Origin of the sequence: Neisseria sp. P0009.S008 (assembly GCF_051958615.1) — a bacterium.
Classification (GTDB): domain Bacteria; phylum Pseudomonadota; class Gammaproteobacteria; order Burkholderiales; family Neisseriaceae; genus Neisseria; species Neisseria subflava.
Genome location: NZ_JBQCVG010000004.1, coordinates 127,800 through 150,093 on the forward strand (window position 1 = coordinate 127,800; position 22,294 = coordinate 150,093).

Sequence of the window (22,294 nt, forward strand, 5' to 3'; positions counted from 1 at the left end):
TAAGTGAGTAAGACGTTTTCCCCGTAATGTGTTTGGCCATCTATACTTTCCCCTTAGTATAGATGGTTTTTTTTATCTAAAATTTGGCAACCAAGCGGGCGTACTTTCAGACGGCCCATCTCATCTAAAGAAGCCATCATTGCTAAACCCCGTCTCCACTCATTAACTTGCCATTACTCCTTTTCTCTTTCTCGTCTCTTCCGCATCAATCTGTGCCGTTCCCATTTCAGACAAATCGTTTTATAGAAAGAAAAACCATCAGCGACTATCCAAGCTAAGGTTACAGGATGTTATTAGACAGCCTTAGATAAATACCATCTTTGTTGCCGACATACTTGAAAGCACACCTTGGTGCTATCCAATATCCTCACAACAACCTTTTCCCATATCCTACTTTTCAGACGGCCTTTATCGTTACGGCTCTTTCAATCATTCATATCGCTTCAGCCAAATTCTCTGTTTGCAGGTTTTAATACCAATCAAACCAGATAAATCCACTAAAAATTCTTCACTACATGGTTTTTTTAACTAATTTTCTTTTTAGACTTTAGTCAAGATTCGTTAAATCTTTGCGGTAAAATGTTGTCTTTGTTTTTATACATCTGAGTATTTATGTCTTCCAATCAACCCCGTCAAACCTGGTCCAACCGTTTGACTTACATCCTTACCGTTGCCGGCGCGACTGTCGGCTTTGGCGCAACATGGCGTTTCCCGTATTTGGTCGGTGAAAACGGCGGCGGCGCGTATGTGTTTCTGTTCTGTATTGCCATGCTGGTCATCGGTATTCCGATGATTTTGGTGGAAAACGTCATCGGCCGCCGTAAAGGCGTGAACGCGCTGGATGCGTTTGGCGGCACAATGAATGGCAAACCCGTTGCCAAAGTTTGGAAATTGGTCGGTTGGATGGGCCTGCTCGGCGCATTCGGCATCATGGCCTATTACATGGTGCTCGGCGGCTGGGTGATCAGCTACATCATCAATATCATCGGCGGTAATTTGGACATTTCCAGTCCGGTTTCCGGCGAAGTCACCAAAAGCTTCTTTACGGAACACATCGAAAACAGCCCTTGGGAAATTGCTTTCTACACCTTCCTATTTGTGGTTGTGAACCAATGGATCTTGGTCAAAGGCGTGATCGGCGGGATTGAAAAAGCGGCAAAATACCTGATGCCTTTGCTGTTTTTATTCCTGATTGCCATGGTTGTGCGCAACGTTACCCTGCCGGGCGCAATGGAAGGCATTACCTTCTATCTGAAACCTGACTTCAGCAAAATTACCGCCGAACTGTTCGTCTTCGTTTTGGGACAAGTATTCTTCGCCTTGAGCTTGGGTTTCGGCGTGATGATTACGTTATCCAGCTATCTGGATAAAAATGAAAATCTGGTTCAGACGGCCGTAATTACCGCGATTACCAATACTTTGATTGCCGTGTTGGCGGGCTTCATGATTTTCCCTTCCCTCTTCAGCTTTGGCGTTGCCCCTAACTCCGGCCCGACGCTGGTGTTCCAAAGCCTGCCGATCGTGTTCTCCAATATGTGGGCGGGCCCTGTGTTTGCAGTGATTTTCTTCTCCCTGCTTCTGATTGCCGCGCTGACCACTTCTCTGACCATTTATGAAGTGTTGATTACAACCATTCAGGAGAAAACCAAAATCCGCCGCGCAGCCGCGATTACCATCGTACTGGCAGGTATTTTTATCTTCGGCAATATCCCGTCCATCTTGAGCTACGGCCCATGGAAAGATATTTCCGTGTTTGGTAAAAACATTTTTGATGCCTTTGACTATATCAGCGGCAACATCCTGTTTATGCTGACCGCGCTTGGCTCTGCCTTGTTCGTCGGCTTCGTGATGAAAGATGAAGCGAAGGACGAATTGCTCTACAAAGGCAACCATACCACCGTCAATATCTGGTTTGCCTATGTAAAATACCTCGTGCCCTTGGTCATTCTGCTGATTTTCATCAGCAACCTGTTCTGATAAGCAAACATACAAAAAGGCCGTCTGAAAAGTTCAGACGGCCTTTGTTTTGACTATGCTTTATTCAGCCCAGTTTTTCTTCTTACTGGTTTTACCGATACCAGGGTTGAAGCTGTTGGTCGGGTCAAGTTTCTTATAGAACTGTTTCAGCTCGGGCTTGGCTTCATACAGATGACCGACATTATGCTCAGCAGGATATTGCGCGCCACGTTGATCAAGCAGATGGAGCATTTCATGTTCCAAAGCCATACAGTCGTTGCCTTTTTTAATGATGTAGTCCTGATGGAACACATGACACATAAAATGTCCGTAATACAATTTATGGATGATTTTATTGTCGATTTCGGGCGGCAGTGTTTCAAACCAATCACGATCATCACGGCGCAAGGCGATATCGAGTGCAACCAAATCCTCTACTTCATCATCATGTACAGAACGGTAACGGATCGCGGCAGAAGCCACAGCAAAGCGATGCAGCATGGCCGCCTGCGTTTCTTCGGCATTACATTCGAAGAATGCGCCGCCATGGGTTGCAAAATATTCCTTCAAGAAAGCACGCGCTTCTTCTACGCCCTCGCCACCCATTTTTAAAATCAGGTGATGTTCATATTTATCCCGATAGTTGCGCATAGACTTCGGCAAGTGATCGGGCAAAATTTTACTGATCAGTTGCATGAATTTATCAGAGAAGTGTTTTGGTAAGAAACTTATCTTTTTGCTGAATCTATCCACACGGGCTTTCAGATCAAACAGTTTCGGAAGTTGGTGGGTACCGAACGTCTTAATGATATAAAAAGTATCTTTACCATAAACGGCAGCAATATCAAAAGCATGACGATGGATATACTCACCGGAAATAGGCAGGTTTTTAAACTCACTCAAAGCAACACGACGAATATCGGTCAGCTCATTAATATCATTGGTGCCCATATAGAACACGGCAGTTTGTTTTTCTTGCGGGAAAGTATCCAGACGCACAGCAAACACCATCAGCTTGCCCGCGCAGCCCGAAGCCTCGTAATGGCGTGCAGGGTCGGCATTAAAGCGTGCAGCCGTCGGCTCATCCACTTTGCGCACATGGTCGCAATAAGCATGGTCATGGCCCTTGCCGGCATCTTGCGTAATGTCTTTTCGCTGATAATGGAAACCTTGCAAGTTGGTCAAAATCTCTTCAGGGGTTTCGCCCAAATCAATGCCCAAATGGTTGACCAGCTCCAGTTTGCCCTCTTCGTTGATTTGTGCAAACAGAGCCATTTCCGTATAAGCCGGGCCACGCTGTACCAAAGCGCCGCCGGAGTTATTACATACGCCACCCAATACAGAAGCACCGATACAGGACGAGCCGATCACGGAGTGTGGCTCACGGCCCAAAGGTTTCAGCAGCAGCTCCAATTGATTCAGGGTAGAACCGGGTAGGCAGACAACCTGTTCGTTATTGTTAATCGGCTGAATGATGTTCAGACGCATGGTATTCACAATCACGATATCGCGGTCGTAATCATTACCGTCAGGAGTCGAGCCGCCAGTCAGACCGGTATTGGCGGCCTGCGTAATCACGATAACATCAGCCTCAACACACGCCTGCAAAATTTGCCACATTTCCAAAACCGTACCCGGACGGACAACTGCCAACGCCTTGCCTTCGCCAAAACGATAGCCTTGACGGTATTGTTCGGTTTTTGCCGGGTCTGTGATGATGTATTTTTCACCGACGGTTTGCGTCAGCCGGCTGATTAATTGCGTAGCATTCATTGCATACTCCTTGAGAGATAAATATATTTATTAAATTGCAATCATTGTAGTAATCCCTTTTATCAAAGTAAAGGCGAAACCTGTTTTTTATACTCATCTTTTAAATAAACAAAAGGCCGTCTGAAATTTTCAGACGGCCTTTTGTTTCAAGCTTGAATAATCAGATTATTCGGCTGCTTTCTCTTCGCGAGCAGAGGCTTCCAGCAAAGCTTTGATAGACAGGCGTACGCGGCCACGGTCGTCTACTTCCAATGCTTTCACGTTCACAACCTGACCTACTTGCAGGTAGTCGCTGACATTGCGTACGCGCTCGTGGGCGATTTGGCTGATGTGTACCAAACCGTCTTTGCCCGGCATCACGCTGACAATCGCGCCAACGTTGTTGTCGAGGATTTTAACCACAGTACCTTCGTACACTTTGCCCACTTCCACTTCAGCAGTGATTTCTTCGATGCGTTTTTTCGCTGCATCGCCTGCTTCTTGAGTAGTCGCAGCGATAGTGATGGTACCGTCTTCAGCGATGTTGATTTCAGTACCGGTTTCAGCGGTAATCGAACGAATGGTTTCGCCACCTTTACCAATAACATCACGGATTTTGTCTTGGTTGATTTTCATAGTGAATAAGCGTGGGGCGTGTGCAGACAGCTCTTGCGGGCCTGCAACGGCAGCTTTCATCTGATCCAAGATGTGCAAACGTGCTTCTTTGGCTTGAGCCAAAGCGATTTGCATGATTTCTTTGGTAATGCCTTGGATTTTGATGTCCATTTGCAACGCGGTCACACCTTCGGTTGTACCGGCTACTTTAAAGTCCATATCGCCCAAGTGGTCTTCATCACCCAAGATGTCGGTCAGGACTGCAAATTTGTTGTTGTCCAAAATCAGACCCATGGCGATACCGGCAACGTGTGCTTTCAAAGGCACACCGGCAGACAACAGGCTCAAGCAGCCGCCGCAGACGGAAGCCATAGAAGAAGAGCCGTTAGATTCGGTAATTTCAGAAACCACGCGCATGGTGTAGCTGAAATCTTCAGGTTCTGGCAATACGGCCAACAACGCACGTTTAGCCAAGCGGCCGTGACCGATTTCACGACGTTTTGGCGCACCTACGCGGCCCACTTCGCCGGTAGAGTATGGAGGGAAGTTGTAGTGCAGCATGAAGCGGTCGGTGTATTCTCCGGAGAGCGCATCAATGATTTGCTCGTCGCGTGAAGTACCCAAAGTTGCAATCGCCAAAGCTTGGGTTTCGCCACGGGTAAACAGTGCAGAACCGTGAGTGCGCGGCAATACGCCGGTTTGAATGTTCAGCGGACGAACGGTACGGGTGTCGCGACCATCAATACGCGGCTGGCCGTCCAAAATTTGGCTGCGGACAACATCGGCTTCCAAGTGTTTGAAAATGCCTTTGATTTCGTTGGCTGCCAAAGTGTCGGTTTCTTCGGTAATCAACGCTTCTTTTACAGCATTCCAAGCTTCGTCCAATTTGGCAGAACGCGCTTGTTTTTGACGGATTTTGAACGCTTCTTTAATGGTTTCACCGGCAATTTCGCGTACTTTTGCAACCAATTCTTCATTGGTTTCAGGAGCTTTCCAATCCCAGACTTCCGGGTTGACTTCGTCGGCAAACTCATTGATGGCGTTGATGGCCACTTGCATTTGATCGTGACCGTAAACAACCGCACCCAGCATCACTTCTTCAGACAAGATGTCGGCTTCGGATTCCACCATCAACACGGCTTTAGAAGTACCGGCAACAACCAAGTCTAATTGTGATTTAGCCAATTCGGCTTTAGTCGGGTTCAAAACGTACACGCCGTTTACATAACCCACGCGTGCCGCACCAATCGGACCGGCAAACGGTACGCCGCTCAACACCAGCGCGGCAGACGCGCCCAACATTGCAGGAATGTCAGAATCGATTTCAGGGTCAACAGACACGACCATCGCTACGATTTGGATGTCGTGGTAGAAACCTTCAGGGAATAAAGGACGAATCGGACGGTCGATCAGACGGCTGGTCAGGATTTCTTTTTCGCTTTGTTTGCCTTCACGTTTGAAGAAACCGCCGGGGATTTTACCTGCTGCGTAAGTACGCTCGAGGTAATCGACAGTCAGAGGGAAGAAGTCTTGGCCTTCTTTCACTTCTTTGTTGGTAGTAACGGCAACCAAAACAACGGTGTCGCCCATGGATACTTTAACGGCAGCAGCGGCTTGGCGAGCAATTTCGCCGGTTTCCAAAGTAACGGTTTGATTACCGTATTGGAAGGTCTTAACGTGTTTATTGAACATTATTGTTCCTTTCAAAATACCGCACTGCTAAAACACTAATAATGCACACTAAAATCCGAATGTGCATAGTTAGGGTTTCAGACCGTGCGGCAGGTTATAAACAAGCTTTCAGACGGCCTTTAAGGCACTGAAAACAACTCTCGATTATAAAGGCAACCATCCTTAAAATCCAGTATTGATACAATAAAAAGGCCGTCTGAAACATATCACTTTCAGACGGCCTTCAAACTTAAAAATTAATCCTGAGTCAGTAAAGTCAATGCTTCCTGATATTTTTCGACTGTTTTTTGAATCACATCGGCAGGCACTTTAGGCGCCGGCGCTTTTTTGTTCCAGCCACTTTGCTCCAACCAGTCGCGGACAAATTGTTTGTCAAAAGACGGAGGATTGGTGCCTACTTTATATTGGTCGGCAGGCCAAAAACGGCTGGAGTCAGGTGTCAACACTTCGTCCATCAAAGTCAGCGTACCTTCTTCATCCAAACCAAATTCAAACTTGGTATCGCAAATAATAATACCGCGAGATTTCGCATATTCGGCCGCTTCTGTATAAAGCTGAATCGCTTTGGCGCGTACTTCCGCCGCCAATTCTTTTCCGATAATGCGTTCGCATTCTTCAAAGCTAATGTTTTCATCATGATCGCCAACCTCAGCTTTGGTCGATGGCGTAAAAATCACTTCAGGCAGTTGTTGCGCTTCCTGCATATCTTCAGGCAGTTGAATACCGCAGACAGAGCCTGTCTTTTGATAATCTTTCCAACCGCTGCCTGCCAGATAACCGCGCACAATAGCCTCCACTTTCACCGGAGTGAGTTTTTTAGCCACGACGGCGCGTTTTTCTAAAACTTTGGCTTCGTTTTCAGGCAAAACATCGTAAACGGTATGGCCGGTAAAGTGGTTAGGCATAATATGAGCCAGTTTTTTAAACCAAAAATTGGAAATCTGCGTCAGAATCTCCCCTTTACCCGGAATCGGGTCATCCAAAATCACATCAAATGCAGACAGTCGGTCGGAAGCAACCATCAACATACGTTTATCGTCAATTTCGTACAAATCGCGTACTTTGCCGGAGTAGATTTTTTTCAAGCTGATTTCAGACATTTCGGGTATCTCTTAGATAGACAGAAGAATGCGATATTTTAGCCCAATTTGGAATTTTTCGTCAGATTGTTTACAAAATAAAGGCCGTCTGAAACCTTATATTTTGGTTTCAGACGGCCTTAACCGTTGATTTCAGAGAAGAACCCTGAAAATCACCATCCAGAAACTTGAGTCTGTTCTTGGATGTGGTTCACAGCAGACAGAGAGTAGTAGTCGCCGTGGCCGGTTACTTGGTAAGTGCTACCGTCAGCAAATTTGAAGTTTTCAACTTTGTGATTGTTACCGGTGAACCAGTCGTCGATGGTGATGCTGTCAGAACCGACAGAAACAGTCAGGTTAGCACCTGATTTGCTCAGCAATACGTCGGAAGCTGCAATGCCTTTACCGAACAACAGGGTGTCATTACCGCTTTCCTCACGGATAGTGTCGTGACCGTAACCTTTGTCGAAGAAGTAAGTGTCGTTACCGGTACCGCCGATCAGGATGTCGTTGCCGACACCGCCGTCGAGGTAGTCGTTACCGTCTTTACCAACCAGGCAGTCATCGCCGGCCAAACCGTACAGATGGTTGTTGCCGCCGTTACCTTCGATGTTGTTGTTCAAAGAGTTACCGGTACCGTTCAGGTTTTGCATACCTTGCAAAAACAGGTTTTCAACGTTATCGGTCAAGGTGTAGTCGATAACTGTGCGAACAGTATCGATACCGCCGTTCAGATTACCGTACTCGATAACTTGGTCGTCGGCATCGTCAACGAAATAAACGTCGTTACCGTCGCCACCGCGCATGATGTCAGCACCGGAACCACCGTTCAGGTAGTCGTTACCGTCACCACCTTGCAGGTAGTCTTTACCTTCTTCACCGTACAGAGAGTCACCGTCGGCATCACCGTAAATGGTGTCATTACCTGCACCGGCGTAGATTACGTCTGCGCCGTTGCCACCGTAGATGATGTCTTCGCCAGCAGTACCATAAATGGTATCTTTAGCATCAGTACCGCGGATAACGTTGGGTCGGATGATATTACCTGGGTTTTTGTCTTCGTGACCGTATGAGTTGTCTTGGTTATGGTCGTCAGCACAGCCTTTGCAGTCTGGCTTAGGCTCAGGTTTTGGTTGTGGCTTAGGCTCAGGTTTTGGTTGTGGCTTAGGCTGAGGTTTTGGTTGTGGTTGCGGTTGCGGTTGCGGTTGTGGGTGTGGCTCAGGTTTTGGTTGAGGTGGTCTACGATGAGGTTTTTGTGGTTGCGGTTGCGGTTGTGGGTGTGGCTCAGGGTTTAGTGGACGTGGTATACGCCGAAGTTTTGGTTGTGGTTTGGTGTGCCAAGGGTGGTAAGGTGAACCAGGTACCACATTAACTATTGGCGGCACGCCAATTCTAGCGGTGCTGCCGGTAGAACCAGAAGATTTTGATGAACCGCAGAAGTGAGCTGGGTCGGAACGCCCTGGAATAGAAGAGCAGTAAGGCTTACTAGCCTGGGGTCCACGAGACCCGCTGTAAGATCTTGCCATAATAATTACTCCCAAAATGGTTAATAAAGATATCGAGCTAGAGGAACGAGCAAATCCGCCCTTGCTCAATTATTATTTTAGTTATATTTTTCAAGATATTTACTGAAAAATATCAAACGGTAGAATTTTCCGACAAAAGGACGGAGTTTTGCCTGTTTTTAAATTCCATTATCCTAGCAACAATAAAAACATCAACATTGATTCACACTCTCTCAAACAGCATAGATCCTTTATCTATCTTGTTGAAAGCTGAACTTTAACTATAGTTATAGTAAGCAAACATAATACCAATAAGTGGTTATTATTGTGGATAGATGATATCGATAATTTGCCCAAATACAGCCGCATCCGCATTTTGTTCTACGTCAATAATGTGAATTTGTCGTATTTACACTATAATGACACGAATACCTATTTAACAGCTATCAGAGGAGATACTCAACCATGCGTACTTTATTGACCGGAGCCAAAGGCCAGCTTGCCCGCTGTCTGCGCGACCGCCTGCCCGAAGATTGGGAACTGATTGCTACCGATTCTACTTCGCTGGACATTACCGATACCGAAGCCGTGCATCACATGATCAAAAACTTCCAACCAGATGCCATCGTTAATGCCGCGGCTTACACTGCCGTCGATAAAGCAGAAGAAAACGCAGAGGCTGCTTTTGCCGTCAACGCAACCGCTGTTCACAACCTGGCCGCAGCCGCCCGCGCCGCACACGCGCGCTTTATTCATATTTCCACTGATTATGTATTCGACGGCGAAGGCAAACGCCCTTACCGCGAAACCGACTACACCAATCCGCGCAGCACTTACGGTCAATCCAAAGTTGCAGGCGAGCTTTTGGCTTTAGCCGCGCATCCGGAAAGTACAATCGTCCGTACTTCATGGCTGTTTAGCGAATACGGCAGCAATTTCGTCAAAACCATGTTGCGCCTTGCTAAAGAACGTGACTCCCTCTCCATCGTTCATGACCAAACCGGTTGCCCGACTTATGCAGGCGACTTGGCTCATGCCATCATCAGTTTATTGCAACAGCCTACTTCCCCACGCGGTATCTTCCATTACTGTGGCAATAAATCGGCAACATGGTACGAATTTACCAAAGCCATCTTTCAGACGGCCCACCAATTAGACGACAGCTTCCGCATTCCGGAACTGCACGCAATCACCACCGATCAATACCCCCTGCCCGCTCCGCGTCCGGCATACAGCATTATGGATTGCTCACGCCTAGAGACCGAGTTCGGTATCAAACCGTCCGACTGGCAAAAAGCCCTGCGCGAAATTCTCCGCAAAATCGACTGATAAGCTGATCCATCTATATCAAGGCCGTCTGAAAACATATTTTCAGACGGCCTCTTTGTTTCTTTTATATCAAATGCTTTATCTATCCAGTCTGTCATTTGAAAAGTGCTACAATAGCCGTTTATTTTATTTTTCAGACGGCCTGACACCATGTGCAACCATCATCCCAAACATTCACACGACAACGACACCATCCGCATCCGCGGCGCGCGCACGCATAATTTGAAAAACGTCGATTTGGACATTCCGCGCCACAAGCTGGTGGTGGTTACAGGGCTGTCGGGCAGCGGCAAGTCGTCGCTGGCGTTTGACACGCTGTATGCCGAAGGGCAGCGGCGTTATGTCGAGAGCCTGTCCGCCTATGCGCGGCAGTTTTTGCAGATGATGGACAAACCCGACGTTGATTTGATTGAAGGCCTGTCGCCTGCGATTTCCATCGAGCAGAAATCCACCAGCCACAATCCGCGTTCCACCGTCGGCACGGTTACGGAAATCCATGATTACCTGCGCCTTTTGTACGCCCGCGTCGGCACGCCGTATTGCCCCGAACACAATCTGCCGCTGTCGAGCCAAACCGTATCGCAGATGGTCGATGCCGTCTTGAAGCTGCCGGAAGACACGCGCGTGATGATTCTGGCGCCGGCGGTGCGCGAGCGTAAGGGCGAGTTTGTCGATTTCTTTGCCGACTTGCAGGCGCAGGGTTTTGCGCGGGTGCGCGTGGACGGCGAAGTTTATCAGTTGGACGAAGTGCCGAAGCTGGAAAAAAACATCAAGCACAATATCGACGTGGTCATCGACCGCGTGAAAGTGAAGGCGGACATCAAGCAGCGGCTGGCGGAAAGTTTTGAAACCGCGCTGCGCCACGGCAACGAGCGCGCGCTGGCGATGGAGATGGACAGCGGCGAAGAGCATTGGTTTTCCGCGCGGTTTGCCTGCCCTGTGTGTTCGTACAGCCTGCCCGAACTGGAGCCGCGCCTCTTTTCGTTCAACAACCCGATGGGTTCCTGTCCGACTTGCGACGGCTTGGGCAACACCAATTTCTTCGACCCCGAAAAAGTGGTCGCTCATCCCGAATTGTCGCTGGCTTCGGGCGCAATTGACGGCTGGGACAAGCGCAACCAATTCTATTTCCAAATGATTCAGTCGTTGGCGCGGCATTACGGTTTCGACGTGCAGGCTGCTTGGGAAACGCTACCTGAAAAAGTGAAAAAAGTCGTGTTGCACGGCTCAGGCAAAGAAGTCATTGATTTCACTTACCTATCCGAACGCGGTACCACCTTCAACCGCAGCCACGCCTTTGAAGGCATCATTCCCAATCTCGAACGCCGCTACCGCGAAACCGACAGCGAAACCGTGCGCGAAAAACTGCGCGAATACCAAAACCACCGCGCCTGCCCGAGCTGCGGCGGCGCACGTTTGCGCAAAGAAGCCCGCTACGTTTACGTCAGCGGCGAACCGCTGCACGAAGTCTCCGCCTGGCCGCTGACCAAAACCCACCAATTCTTTGAAACGCTGGATTTGGACGGCAACAAAAAACAAATCGCCGAAAAAATCCTCAAAGAAATCACCGAGCGGCTCGGCTTCCTGATTAACGTCGGGCTGGATTACCTGAATCTCTCCCGCTCCGCCGAAACCCTTTCCGGCGGCGAAGCCCAGCGCATCCGCCTCGCCAGCCAAATCGGCAGCGGCCTGACCGGCGTAATGTATGTATTGGACGAACCCTCCATCGGCCTGCACCAGCGCGACAACGACCGCCTGCTCGCCACCCTCAAACGCCTGCGCGATTTAGGCAACAGCGTGATTGTGGTCGAACACGACGAAGACGCCATCCGCGAAGCCGATTTCGTCGTCGATATGGGCCCCGGCGCGGGCGAACACGGCGGCAACGTACTGATTGCCGACACCCCCGAAAACGTCGCCAAATGCGAAAACTCCGTTACCGGACAATACCTCAGCGGCAAAAAATCCATTGCCGTGCCGTCTGAACGCACGCCCGTCAATCCCGACCGAATGCTCGTCCTCAAAGGCGCGCGCGGCAACAACCTCAAAAACCTCACTTTCAGGCTGCCTTTGGGCTTGATTACCTGCATCACCGGCGTATCCGGCAGCGGCAAATCCACCTTGATTAACGACACCCTCGCCAAAATCACCGCCCGCGAACTCAACCGCGCCCAAGAAGAACCCGCCCCATACGACGACATCCGCGGACTCGAACACCTCGACAAAGTCATCAACGTCGACCAATCCCCCATCGGCCGCACCCCGCGCTCCAACCCCGCCACCTACACCGGCCTGTTCACTCCCATCCGCGAACTCTTCGCCGGCGTACCCCTCTCGCGCGAACGCGGCTACAACGTCGGCAGATTCTCCTTCAACGTCAAAGGCGGCCGCTGCGAAGCCTGCCAAGGCGATGGGGTGATTAAAGTCGAAATGCACTTCCTGCCCGACGTATACGTCCCCTGCGAAGTCTGCCACGGCAAACGCTACAACCGCGAAACGCTCGAAATCCAATACAAAGGCAAAAACATCAGCCAAGTCCTCGACATGACCGTCGAAGAAGCCCGCGAATTTTTCGACGCCGTCCCCACCGTATCGCGCAAACTGCAAACCCTGATGGACGTAGGCCTGGGCTACATCCGCCTCGGCCAATCCGCCACCACCCTCTCCGGCGGCGAAGCCCAACGCGTCAAACTCGCCTTGGAACTCTCCAAACGCGACACCGGCAGAACGCTCTACATCCTCGACGAACCCACCACCGGCCTGCACTTCGCCGACATCGCCTTGTTACTGGAAGTCATAGGTCGTCTGAAAGGCAAAGGCAACTCGATTGTGATTATCGAGCATAATCTGGACGTGATTAAAACCGCCGATTGGATTGTGGACTTAGGACCGGAAGGCGGCGATGGCGGGGGCAGGATTATTGCTCAAGGTAGTCCGGAGCAGGTGGCGAAGGTTAAGGGGAGTTATACTGGGAAGTATTTAGCTAATGTATTAAATTTTTTATAGGAATAGGAGCATTTTATGTATAACAATGTAGGAAATAAATTTTATCAACACTCATACCGCCACTTCCAAAATGTTACTGATGCAATAATAAATGATAGATTTGATAATGATTATAGAGTAGAGAATGTAATTGTTAGTTTTGCAATTGGTATTGAGAGATTATTAAAAGGACTATTATTTGATATTAATCCTATTTTCATTTGTCCAATCAATGATGAAAAAATAACTTTTGCAAAAATAACTAATCTATGGATATATGAGAATAAAGCAATAAACAAAAAAATAGAAAACGTTAATCAAGATACAATAGCATTAAAAGAAGCTATATATCGAGCAAGTATCTTTTCCAATACAGTTAATAAATACAAGGAAATGTTATCTGAACTAAAAAACGCAAGAGACATTATTATGCACCATAATTATGACATGATGGATAAGCCTAAAATAATTAATTTGATTAAAAGGGATTTTTATCCATTTTTAAAAAACTTTATTGATGAACATGGCCTAAAAAATGGACTAAATAATTTTTTCAAAAACAAACAACCTAATTTAATTTCCATAAGCCAAACACTACAAGATGATATAAAGAATAAAATTTCATTAGAAATTGAAAGAGCCCGAAATATCTGGAAAGCTCGTAAAAATAATAATTCATTCAACACAAAAAAAATTAATCAACAAACAGAGGCAACCGGAAGACTAAATGATAATATCTTTATAGTTAAATGCCCATGCTGCAATAACCAATCCTTACTATACACAATTCCTACAAAATTTATGAGGCTAAACACTGATAACACATACTCGGAAGAAATTGTAGATAGAACTAAGCAAAGATTAGAATGTGAATTCTGTGATTTGAAATTAGATAACGAGATGTTGCAGCAATTGAACCATCCGATTGAAATCTAAAAGCCAGCAGCAAGCCGTAGCCTGCATACCCACCCAACCGCGTGCGTGGCTGCGCCACACACCCTACCTGTGAATTGCACGGAACTTCAAAGCCAACGTGTAGGGTGTGTGCGGTACGCACGCACGCGGTTGCTTGATTGACGGCTTGCCGTTTTAACTTTTAACTTCGTTGAAGCAAGCCGTAGCCTGCATATCCAACCGACCGCGTGCGTGGCTGCGCCACACACGCTACCTGTGAATCACTCGGAACTTAAAAACCAACGCGTAGGGTGTGTGCGGTACGCACGCACGCGGTTGCTTGATTGACGGTTTTGTTGTTTCAACATTTCAGACGGCCTCCAATGTCGTCTGAAAGCGTCAGCTTCAACAAAGCCAAAACCTTAAACAACAGATCATTCTCCTTCTCCAACCCCCAAACCACAAACAAAAATCCTATGGCGCGTTATCGCAGAAACTTCATTGCCGGCGGCACATTCTTTTTCACCGTCAAACTCGCCGATCCAAAATCGCGCCTGCTTGTCGAACATATCGACTTATTGCGTGCGACTTATATGGATGTGCAAAAACAATATCCCTTTGAAACCGTCGCCGTATGCGTGCTGCCGAATCATATACACGCCATTTGGACGCTGCCGCCCGATGATGCGGATTATTCCCTGCGCTGGCGGCTGATTAAAACCAAATTCTCCGCACATCTCCCTCATGCCGAAAACCTGTCTGCCAGCAAACAGCGGCGGCACGAACGCGGTATTTGGCAACGGCGTTTTTACGAACACACCGTGCGCGACGAAACGGATTTGCAACATTGCGCGGACTACATCCATTTCAATCCCGTCAAACATGGATTGTGTGGCAATGTCCGCGATTGGGCATTTTCGTCGTTCCACCGTTATGTTCGAGATGGATGGTTGCCGTTGGATTGGGGCGGGACGAAAGAAACGGCGGTAATGAGTTTTGGGGAGTAAATGCTATAAAAAACTACCGACCGCGTGCGTGGCTGCGCCACACACCCTACCCATGAATCATGAGGAACTTCAAAACCATCGCGTAGGGTGTGTGCGGTACGCACGCACTCGATTGCTTGATTGACGGCTTGCTGTTGTAAATTTCAACTTAGTTAAAACTAACGCTTTCAGATGGCATGAGAAATGGCCGTCTGAAAACTGAAAAAGCTTTATCTAAAATAACTACCCTAACTCACACAACAAAAAACGGATTCCAAATTATTGGAATCCGTTTTTCAATAAAGCTATTTATATTATTTAGCTTCTTCTTTAGCATCTTCAGCAGCTTCTTTGGCATCTTCCGCTGCGTCTTTTGCATCTTCTTTAGCCTCTTCAGCAGCATCTTTGGCTTCTTCGGCTTTGTCTTCAGGAGTTTCGGCAGCAGGAACGCCTTTCAAAGCGTCCAAAGAAGTTTTACAAGTTGCATCGCGTTGGTCTGCAGGCAGGTTTTTCAGGGCTTCTTTGGTTTGTTCGAAAGATTTTTGCATCATGTCTTTGGTTGCGGCATCTACGTCTTTAGTTGCTTCGGCAAATGCTTTTTCGTACTCGTCACAAACGGCAGAAGAAGATGAGCCTGAACCGCCGCCGCATGCTGACAGGGACAGGGCTGCCAATAAAGCTGCTAATAAAGCTGATGTTTTCATATGTCTCTCGCTTTTTTTCGAGTTTGAGTTAAAGGAGATTATATGTTAATTCATTATATTAAAGTGTCAAGTATTGTTGTTTAATTTAATTAAAATCATATCATTGAAAGAATCAGTCTATCCAAACATCCTAAAGGCCGTCTGAAATTTCAGACGGCCTTCGCTTTTGTAAGTAATCCTTTTTTAACGATTACGCCGCTTTACGGTGATAATGTCTGAGCGCGTGTTCTTTGCGCCGTCCGCTACTGAATGCAGATACGCGTTTCAGATAGCCGATGACGCGGGTGCCGTAGTCGATGTCGTGCGAACCGCAGGCGGAACAAGCGTGCAAGGTGCGTTTGTCGATATGGCCGCATTCGTTGCAGATGGTGATGCGTACGTTCACGCAGAAGTAGTTGCAGCCTGTTTGTGCGGCGATGTCCAAGAGCGAGCGGTAGCCGGATTCAGGCAGGGCTTCGTCGAGGTTCAGGTGCAGTGCGGAGCCGCCGTCGAGCCAGTCCACCAGTTCTTTACCATGCAGCAGGAATTTGTCGAGCGCGTTAATTTCTTCGTCTTCAACGACGTAGAAATAGGAGTTGTAGCATTCGCGGCTGACTTGGTAGCCGTCGGCTTTGTCCCATTTGGCGTTTTTCACGCCGAGGTTTTCGGCGGGGACAAACTCTGTATTGAACTTCACGCCGTAATGTTTGCTGGCGGCTTGGTTGGCTTCGAATATGGTTTTCAGACGGCCTTGGACGAAGTTGATATAGTCGTCGTTGTAACCGACTTTAATGCCTTGCGATTCAGCGGCTTCCGCCATGCCGTTGATGCCGATGGTGAGGAACTGTTTGTCCAGCGTGATGAAGCCTGCATCGTAAACGGGCAGCATTCCGGCGGCTTGGTATTCTTCCATCAGTTTGCGGTAGGCGTATTGGTATTTGTGGATTTTGGCCACTTCGGCGGCAAGGTCGCGCCCGTCTTGCTCCAACCGGTTCATGTTGATGGTGATGACGTTGATGGAACCGGTCGCCACGCCGCCCGCGCCGAGGGTGTAACTGAAGGTACGGTCTTCAATGGCGTTGCGCAGGCGGCAGCAGGAAGCCAACGAATCGGGGTTGTCGGAAAGATAGACGAAGAAGGAATTCCCTTCCGCCAACTCTTTCGCCATTGCGTCGGCAAACACGGTGTCTTTGCATTTGCCGCCATCAGTCAGCATCGCAGCGGTCACGACGGGGAAGGTCAAAACGGCTTTGGTGCGTTCCTGATTGAACCATTTGAGGAAGAAGTTTTGCAGCTTGGCCACGCTCGCCCACACCGGTGTGCTGAAATCGGGGAAGACGAAATCGCCGAACATCGCGTCGAAATAGTATTGATCGTAAACGGAAATATTCCAAAACACGCTCTGATAACCGCGCGCGGCGGCAGGCTGGTTGATGCTGTACACCACCTGCTGCATATGGTTGGCGATTTCTTTGCCGTGGGTTTCCAAATAATCGTCGCCGTAGTCTTTGCGGGCAAAGTAGTCGAAATAGGTTAGAAACTCCACCGTCGCCACCGCGCCAGCGAACTGCGCGCTGATGGCAAACACCAAGTTGATAAACGAACCGCAAAACGAAGCCAGATGCTGCGGCGCTTTGGATTCGCCACCGAGTTTGCTTAAGCCGTCAAGCAGGAAGGGATAAAGCGTAACCGACACACAATAAGGCTTGAGACTGGTTTCGTCGTGCACATAAATCTCGTGCGCCTCAATCTGGCGGATGTATTCGTCGGCAACGGATTGGTCGAAAATTTCGGCGATTTTGCGCGACACTTGGGCGCGGTTAATCTGCACGAAAAAGTCTTTCATGATTTCCGCTTCCATCGTAGCGATGTTTTTCTGGGTAACGTTGGCGTTGGCGTCCATTTTCGAACCGTCCGCCGCGTTTTGCGCACTGATGTAATCGTGCATGAATTGCAGTTTGCCGTTTAACTGCTCGGGATGCAGCCGAATCATGTTAATTCTCCTGTAAGGTTTGGATGATTTATCAAGCAATGACGGTCAGGCCGTCTGAAACATCGCTGTCAGCGAATACAATAAATTCAATTTAAATCAGTGCAATACAGCACCAGGCTAAATTGAAGCCACTGGAAAAACTTTAGGTGCAGGTTTGTCTTTGATAAACAATCGGTTCAACACTTCGCCCGTGCGCAAATCGACAAACTTCTGATTGGTGGTCGGGCTGTCCAAGCCGCCCAGCTCCATCTGCCAGCGGCCGGTTTTCAGATACGTCAGATAAGGCAGGATGCCGTCTGAAACCGACTCCAGCTCCTCACGCTCCAGACCGGTGTACAAGCAGGCTTTCAAACCTTCTTGGGCAACAATAGCCAGCATTTTCTGCAAGGCTTTCGGTTGCCACTCCCCGCCCATAAACAACACACAGCTGATTAATCCGCGATAGCGTTTCAGACGGCCTTTTAAATAATCCTCGGTCAATTCTGTGCCGATGCCCTCTTTCCATGTATCGGCACTGTGGCAACCTTTGCAACGCAGCGGACAGCCTGAAAACAGAAATGCCAGCGACACTTCGCCCGGCACTTCCTGCCAAACAATTTGCTCAACTGTAAATTTCAAGCTGCTCATTGCAATACCATAAACACAAGATATGGTGCGAATTAAAACACAATACTACTAGATATGGTATTTTTATTTAACAATGAATTTTATCCATATAATAGATTTTTGTTATTTAACCAATTGTAAATTACTATATTAAGTTCAACTTTATACCAATAAAAAGGCCGTCTAAACACGATTCAGACGGCCTGAAATTAAAATAAGAGAAACAAACTCCGTTATAGCAAAGTCTATCTAAATAAAACAAAAAAGGCCGTCTGAAATCATCTTTCAGACGGCCTCAATTTCAGGTTTTAGCCCCGATTCGAGCCTTTAACCATATCCATCAAAAACAATCGGCAATCCAAGTTGCCATTGAACAGCGGAATTTTACGCTTCGGAGAAAGGCGCATAAATTTCGGCATATCGCGATCGCCGGTCAACATTCCGGCAAGCCAGCCTGCATAATGCTGTTTCAACCATGTGCCCAGTTGAGGATAAAGCGCCTGTAAAGCCTGAATTTCGGCAAGGCGCACGCCATAAGGCGGATTGGAAATCATAATGCCGTGTTCGCCGTTTGGTCGCGCAGCCTGCGCATCTTGCACGTCAAAGCGGATGAAATTATCCACTTCGGCGGCTTGGGCATTGGCCAATGCGGCACGGATCATATAACGGTCGTTGTCGCTGCCGGAAATTGGCGCGGCGGCCGGTTTGATTTGTTTTTCAGCCTCACGGCGCAGGGCTTGCCATTTTTCTTTGTCGAAGTTTTGCAGTTTTTCAAAACCGAAACGGCGCATCAAGCCCGGCGCACGGTGTGTCGCAATCCATGCAGCCTCAATGGCAATCGTGCCACTGCCGCAAAACGGGTCTTGGAAAGGCTGCGTACCGTCATAGCCTGCCAAAAGCAGCAAACCTGCCGCCAAATTTTCCCTCAATGGCGCTTCGCCTGTATCCTGACGATAGCCGCGTTTGAAGAGTGCTTCGCCGGAAGTATCGATAAAGATTTCCACATTGCGCTCATCGATAAAGGCATGAATGCGGATATCGGGGTTGATTTTGCCCACGCTCGGACGCGCATCATAAATATCCCGGAAGGCATCACAGACGGCATCTTTGATCTTTAAACCGACAAAATCCAGGCTTTTCACATTGGCGCGCTTGCCTTCAACTTTGACTTTAAAGGTCTGCTCCAGCTTAAACCAACCTGTCCAATGCAGATTTCGTGCCAGTTTGTAGATATCGTGTTCGTTGCGATAACCGCCTTTGGTCAAGCGCAGCAAAACACGGCTGGCAACGCGCGAATGCAGGTTGATGCGATACACCTGCTCCATCGTGCCTTTACATGCCACACCGCCGTCAACAGCGCGGATATCCTGACATGCCATGTTTTCAAGTTCCTGCGTCAAAGGTGCTTCCAAACCGCGAGGACAAGTGATAAAAAGTGAATAAACCGTCATATAAAACCTTTCCGGGTAGAGCTATCCGAACCACTCGGATAACAAATAAAAACAATATTATAGCCGAAAAACCAAAGGCCGTCTGAAACTTCAGATGGCCTTTGAACAAAGCTTGCTTAGTGATCCAAACTGTCGGTTTCAACCTTAACCGCTTTATCGGTTTTGTCTTCCGGCAACACCAAGTTCAACAATACCGCCATAATACCGCCGGCAGAAATTGAATTTTGGAACAATACCGGCAGGTTTTTGAACACTTCCGGTTCAAACGCCACGCCCAAACCCAAACCGACAGAAGTAGCCGCGATGACCGCTTCACGACGGCGAATACCGTGGCTGACCAAAATCCGCACGCCGGCAATCGCAATCAGTCCAAACATCAACACCATCGCACCACCCAAAACCGGACTCGGAATCGTGGTAAACGCGCGGCCGATAACAGGGAACAAGCCCAACAATACCAAAATCGCCGCAATATATTTGCCCACATGGCGCGAAGCCACGCCGGTCATTTGAATCACGCCGTTGTTTTGCGCAAAAGTAGTCAAAGGCAAAGAGCCCAACGCAGTCGCAATCACAGACACCAAACCATCTGCCAATACGCCGCCGCGCAGACGTTTGGTGTATTCCTCACCCTCAATCGGCTGCTCGGAGACCATCGCAGTCGCCGTCAAATCGCCAACTGCCTCAAATACGCTCAACAAGAAAATCGCACCGGCAACGATAAACGCGTGCCAATCAAATGCAAAACCATATTTAAACGGAACAGGCAGGGTAATCAGCGGCAGGTTTTGCAGGGCGGAAAAATCTACTTTGCCCAAAAACAGCGCAACAATATAACCGACAATCAACCCCACTGCGATACCGCTCATACGCAGCAATGGATTTTTCAAGCAGTTGAAAACCAATACAATCAGCAACACCAGCGATGCCAAACCCAAGTTTTCCATCGAGCCGAACGTACCGTCTGCTTTCGCACCGAAGCCGCCGCCGAAATCGGTAATGCCGACATGTACCAAGCTCAAACCAATCAACATGACGACCACACCGCTTACAGTCGGCGTAATCACTTTTTTCAAATAAGGCAAAAGCCAAGCAGAGAAGCACACCAAAAACGCGCCGACAAAGGACACGCCCAAAAGCGTTGAAATCATCGCATCTTCAGTCAAACCGCCCTCTTTCATACCAGTACCGAGTGCAATCATCACAGTAACAAAAGAGAAGTTGACCGACTGAATCGACAACATACCCGAACCGACCGGTCCGAAACGGTTGACCTGCAAATAAGTGCCGACACCGGAAGCCACCATCGCCATCGACACCAAATAAGCCGTCATTTCAACCGGCAGCTCCAACGCCCCGCCGACAATCAGTGCCGGAGTAATCATTGGGACAAAAATCGCCAGAAGGTGCGTAACCGCACTCAACAACGCATTCCCAAACGGCGGCTTATCTTCCAAACCATAAACCAAATCAAGCGATTCCGCCTGTTTTTCTGTCATTCCGGCCATGTTGAACCTTCTCTCAAGAATCGTTAAAAAATATTAAGAAGCGTATTTTAACTAATTTGAAATGTGTCAGCAAATTCAAAACCATCAGGCCGTCTGAAAGTTCCGCCCAACCGTTTTCAGACGGCCTCAGACTGCCTTAACACATTTTAATTCTTGACATCATTTTTCCATCTCAAAACAAACAAACCAATGATTTAAAAATGTATTATTCATTAAGATAATGACAAGTCACCATTAAACGGCAAAGCCGCTTAGCGGATATGTTTCACACAAACAACAAAGTAAGCTACAATCCACTGCATAATCCACCCACACCATAAAATTAAAGGTTTCCGTATGTTAAAAGGCAGTCTGGTTGCCCTGATTACTCCGATGAATCAAGACGGCAGCATCAACTACGAACAACTTCACGACTTAATCGACTGGCACATTGAAAACGGCACCGACAGCATCGTCGCAGTCGGTACCACCGGCGAGTCAGCCACCCTGCCTGTCGAAGAACATTTGGCCGTTATTGAAGCCACTGTCAAACACGTCAACAAGCGCGTTCCCGTTATCGCCGGCACAGGCGCCAACAACACTGTCGAAGCCATCGCCCTTTCCAAAGCCGCCGAGCAAGCCGGTGCGGACTATACCTTATCTGTTGTTCCCTACTACAACAAACCTTCGCAAGAAGGCATTTACCAACATTTCAAAGCCATCGCCGAAGCCACTTCAATTCCGATGGTTATCTATAATGTTCCCGGCCGTACCGTCGTCAGCATGAGCAACGACACTATTTTGCGTTTGGCCGAAATTCCGAATATCGTTGGTGTGAAAGAAGCCAGCGGCAATATCGGCAAGAACATCGAATTGATCAACAGCGTTCCTGAAGGTTTTGTCGTTTTATCCGGCGATGACCCTACCGGCCTGCCTTTCATGCTGTGTGGCGGTCATGGCGTGGTAACCGTCGCAGCCAACGTCGCACCGAAACTCTTTGCTGACATGTGCCGAGCCGCCCTTGAGGGCGATATTGCGACCGCCCGTCGTCTAAACGAGCAACTTATCCCAATTTATAACACCATGTTCTGCGAGCCCAGCCCAGCCGCGCCCAAATGGGGCCTGAGCTTATTGGGCAAATGCGAACCCCATGTTCGTCTGCCTTTGGTAGCACTGACTGAAGCCGGTCAAGCCAAAGTCCGAGCCGCTCTGGAAAAATCAGGACAAATCTGATCCGGAAATAAGGCCGTCTGAATCCCAAACACCCTTTTCAGACGGCCT

Annotated in this window: 15 protein-coding genes; 6 read left to right on the forward strand and 9 right to left on the reverse strand. The window is 48.3% G+C overall.

What is annotated here, in order from left to right:
• The first annotated feature begins 612 nt into the window (after positions 1-612).
• A complete protein-coding gene (locus ACTHSQ_RS04635) occupies positions 613-1,977 on the forward strand; it encodes a sodium-dependent transporter (protein WP_107811006.1) in 1,365 nt (454 codons plus the stop codon).
• Positions 1,978-2,037: 60 nt separating this feature from the next.
• Here ACTHSQ_RS04635 and dld read toward each other — a convergent pair whose 3' ends face one another.
• The 4 genes from dld to ACTHSQ_RS04655 all read right to left on the reverse strand — a co-directional run bounded on the left by dld (position 2,038) and on the right by ACTHSQ_RS04655 (position 8,461).
• Positions 2,038-3,729 carry a D-lactate dehydrogenase gene (gene dld / locus ACTHSQ_RS04640; RefSeq protein WP_440371327.1) on the reverse strand — a complete coding sequence of 564 codons (1,692 nt, stop codon included), beginning with the start codon at positions 3,727-3,729 and terminating at the stop codon, positions 2,038-2,040.
• A gap of 165 nt (positions 3,730-3,894) precedes the next feature.
• A complete protein-coding gene (pnp, locus tag ACTHSQ_RS04645) occupies positions 3,895-6,015 on the reverse strand; it encodes a polyribonucleotide nucleotidyltransferase (RefSeq protein ID WP_440371328.1) in 2,121 nt (706 codons plus the stop codon).
• Between the two features lie 236 nt (positions 6,016-6,251).
• Positions 6,252-7,115, reverse strand: coding sequence for a phosphoribosylaminoimidazolesuccinocarboxamide synthase (locus tag ACTHSQ_RS04650; protein ID WP_440371329.1), 864 nt, complete (start codon positions 7,113-7,115; stop codon positions 6,252-6,254).
• A gap of 152 nt (positions 7,116-7,267) precedes the next feature.
• Positions 7,268-8,461 (reverse strand): calcium-binding protein, encoded by a 1,194-nt coding sequence (locus tag ACTHSQ_RS04655; protein ID WP_440371330.1) that lies wholly within the window; start codon positions 8,459-8,461, stop codon positions 7,268-7,270.
• Positions 8,462-9,064: 603 nt separating this feature from the next.
• On the opposite strand from ACTHSQ_RS04655, the gene rfbD reads away from it, so the two are divergent.
• From rfbD to ACTHSQ_RS04675, 4 genes are all read left to right on the forward strand, one after another.
• On the forward strand, positions 9,065-9,928 hold the full coding sequence (gene rfbD / locus ACTHSQ_RS04660) for a dTDP-4-dehydrorhamnose reductase (protein ID WP_440371331.1): 864 nt from the start codon (positions 9,065-9,067) through the stop codon (positions 9,926-9,928).
• A 150-nt stretch (positions 9,929-10,078) separates the two neighbouring features.
• On the forward strand, positions 10,079-12,934 hold the full coding sequence (gene uvrA / locus ACTHSQ_RS04665; protein WP_440371332.1) for an excinuclease ABC subunit UvrA: 2,856 nt from the start codon (positions 10,079-10,081) through the stop codon (positions 12,932-12,934).
• Between the two features lie 15 nt (positions 12,935-12,949).
• A complete protein-coding gene (locus ACTHSQ_RS04670; RefSeq protein ID WP_440371333.1) occupies positions 12,950-13,849 on the forward strand; it encodes a hypothetical protein in 900 nt (299 codons plus the stop codon).
• Between the two features lie 434 nt (positions 13,850-14,283).
• The gene (locus ACTHSQ_RS04675) at positions 14,284-14,814 is read left to right on the forward strand and encodes an REP-associated tyrosine transposase (RefSeq protein ID WP_440371368.1); all 531 of its coding nucleotides are present in this window, start codon (positions 14,284-14,286) and stop codon (positions 14,812-14,814) included.
• 293 nt (positions 14,815-15,107) lie between these two features.
• Here the strand turns inward: ACTHSQ_RS04675 and ACTHSQ_RS04680 are convergent, their stop codons facing one another.
• The 5 genes from ACTHSQ_RS04680 to ACTHSQ_RS04700 all read right to left on the reverse strand — a co-directional run bounded on the left by ACTHSQ_RS04680 (position 15,108) and on the right by ACTHSQ_RS04700 (position 21,034).
• Positions 15,108-15,497, reverse strand: a complete 390-nt coding sequence (locus ACTHSQ_RS04680) for a DUF5339 family protein (protein ID WP_070630976.1) — start codon at positions 15,495-15,497, stop codon at positions 15,108-15,110.
• 190 nt (positions 15,498-15,687) lie between these two features.
• A complete protein-coding gene (nrdD, locus tag ACTHSQ_RS04685; RefSeq protein ID WP_440371334.1) occupies positions 15,688-17,469 on the reverse strand; it encodes an anaerobic ribonucleoside-triphosphate reductase in 1,782 nt (593 codons plus the stop codon).
• A 117-nt stretch (positions 17,470-17,586) separates the two neighbouring features.
• Positions 17,587-18,096, reverse strand: coding sequence for an anaerobic ribonucleoside-triphosphate reductase activating protein (gene nrdG / locus ACTHSQ_RS04690; protein WP_003683321.1), 510 nt, complete (start codon positions 18,094-18,096; stop codon positions 17,587-17,589).
• Between the two features lie 287 nt (positions 18,097-18,383).
• Positions 18,384-19,526 carry a THUMP domain-containing class I SAM-dependent RNA methyltransferase gene (locus tag ACTHSQ_RS04695; RefSeq protein WP_003683579.1) on the reverse strand — a complete coding sequence of 381 codons (1,143 nt, stop codon included), beginning with the start codon at positions 19,524-19,526 and terminating at the stop codon, positions 18,384-18,386.
• Positions 19,527-19,642: 116 nt separating this feature from the next.
• Positions 19,643-21,034, reverse strand: a complete 1,392-nt coding sequence (locus ACTHSQ_RS04700) for a nucleobase:cation symporter-2 family protein (RefSeq protein ID WP_003679024.1) — start codon at positions 21,032-21,034, stop codon at positions 19,643-19,645.
• 336 nt (positions 21,035-21,370) lie between these two features.
• On the opposite strand from ACTHSQ_RS04700, the gene dapA reads away from it, so the two are divergent.
• Positions 21,371-22,246: a 4-hydroxy-tetrahydrodipicolinate synthase gene (gene dapA / locus ACTHSQ_RS04705; RefSeq protein WP_440371335.1), complete on the forward strand. Its 876-nt coding sequence runs from the start codon at positions 21,371-21,373 to the stop codon at positions 22,244-22,246.
• Positions 22,247-22,294: the final 48 nt, after the last annotated feature.

Bases quoted from the DNA above. Each gene is read 5' to 3' on its own strand.
- ACTHSQ_RS04635 (WP_107811006.1), top strand. From the start codon at position 613: ATGTCTTCCAATCAACCCCGTCAAACCTGGTCCAACCGTTTGACTTAC.
- dld (WP_440371327.1), bottom strand. From the start codon at position 3,729: ATGAATGCTACGCAATTAATCAGCCGGCTGACGCAAACCGTCGGTGAA.
- pnp (WP_440371328.1), bottom strand. From the start codon at position 6,015: ATGTTCAATAAACACGTTAAGACCTTCCAATACGGTAATCAAACCGTT.
- ACTHSQ_RS04650 (WP_440371329.1), bottom strand. From the start codon at position 7,115: ATGTCTGAAATCAGCTTGAAAAAAATCTACTCCGGCAAAGTACGCGAT.
- rfbD (WP_440371331.1), top strand. From the start codon at position 9,065: ATGCGTACTTTATTGACCGGAGCCAAAGGCCAGCTTGCCCGCTGTCTG.
- uvrA (WP_440371332.1), top strand. From the start codon at position 10,079: ATGTGCAACCATCATCCCAAACATTCACACGACAACGACACCATCCGC.
- ACTHSQ_RS04670 (WP_440371333.1), top strand. From the start codon at position 12,950: ATGTATAACAATGTAGGAAATAAATTTTATCAACACTCATACCGCCAC.
- ACTHSQ_RS04675 (WP_440371368.1), top strand. From the start codon at position 14,284: ATGGCGCGTTATCGCAGAAACTTCATTGCCGGCGGCACATTCTTTTTC.
- ACTHSQ_RS04680 (WP_070630976.1), bottom strand. From the start codon at position 15,497: ATGAAAACATCAGCTTTATTAGCAGCTTTATTGGCAGCCCTGTCCCTG.
- nrdD (WP_440371334.1), bottom strand. From the start codon at position 17,469: ATGATTCGGCTGCATCCCGAGCAGTTAAACGGCAAACTGCAATTCATG.
- nrdG (WP_003683321.1), bottom strand. From the start codon at position 18,096: ATGAGCAGCTTGAAATTTACAGTTGAGCAAATTGTTTGGCAGGAAGTG.
- ACTHSQ_RS04695 (WP_003683579.1), bottom strand. From the start codon at position 19,526: ATGACGGTTTATTCACTTTTTATCACTTGTCCTCGCGGTTTGGAAGCA.
- ACTHSQ_RS04700 (WP_003679024.1), bottom strand. From the start codon at position 21,034: ATGGCCGGAATGACAGAAAAACAGGCGGAATCGCTTGATTTGGTTTAT.
- dapA (WP_440371335.1), top strand. From the start codon at position 21,371: ATGTTAAAAGGCAGTCTGGTTGCCCTGATTACTCCGATGAATCAAGAC.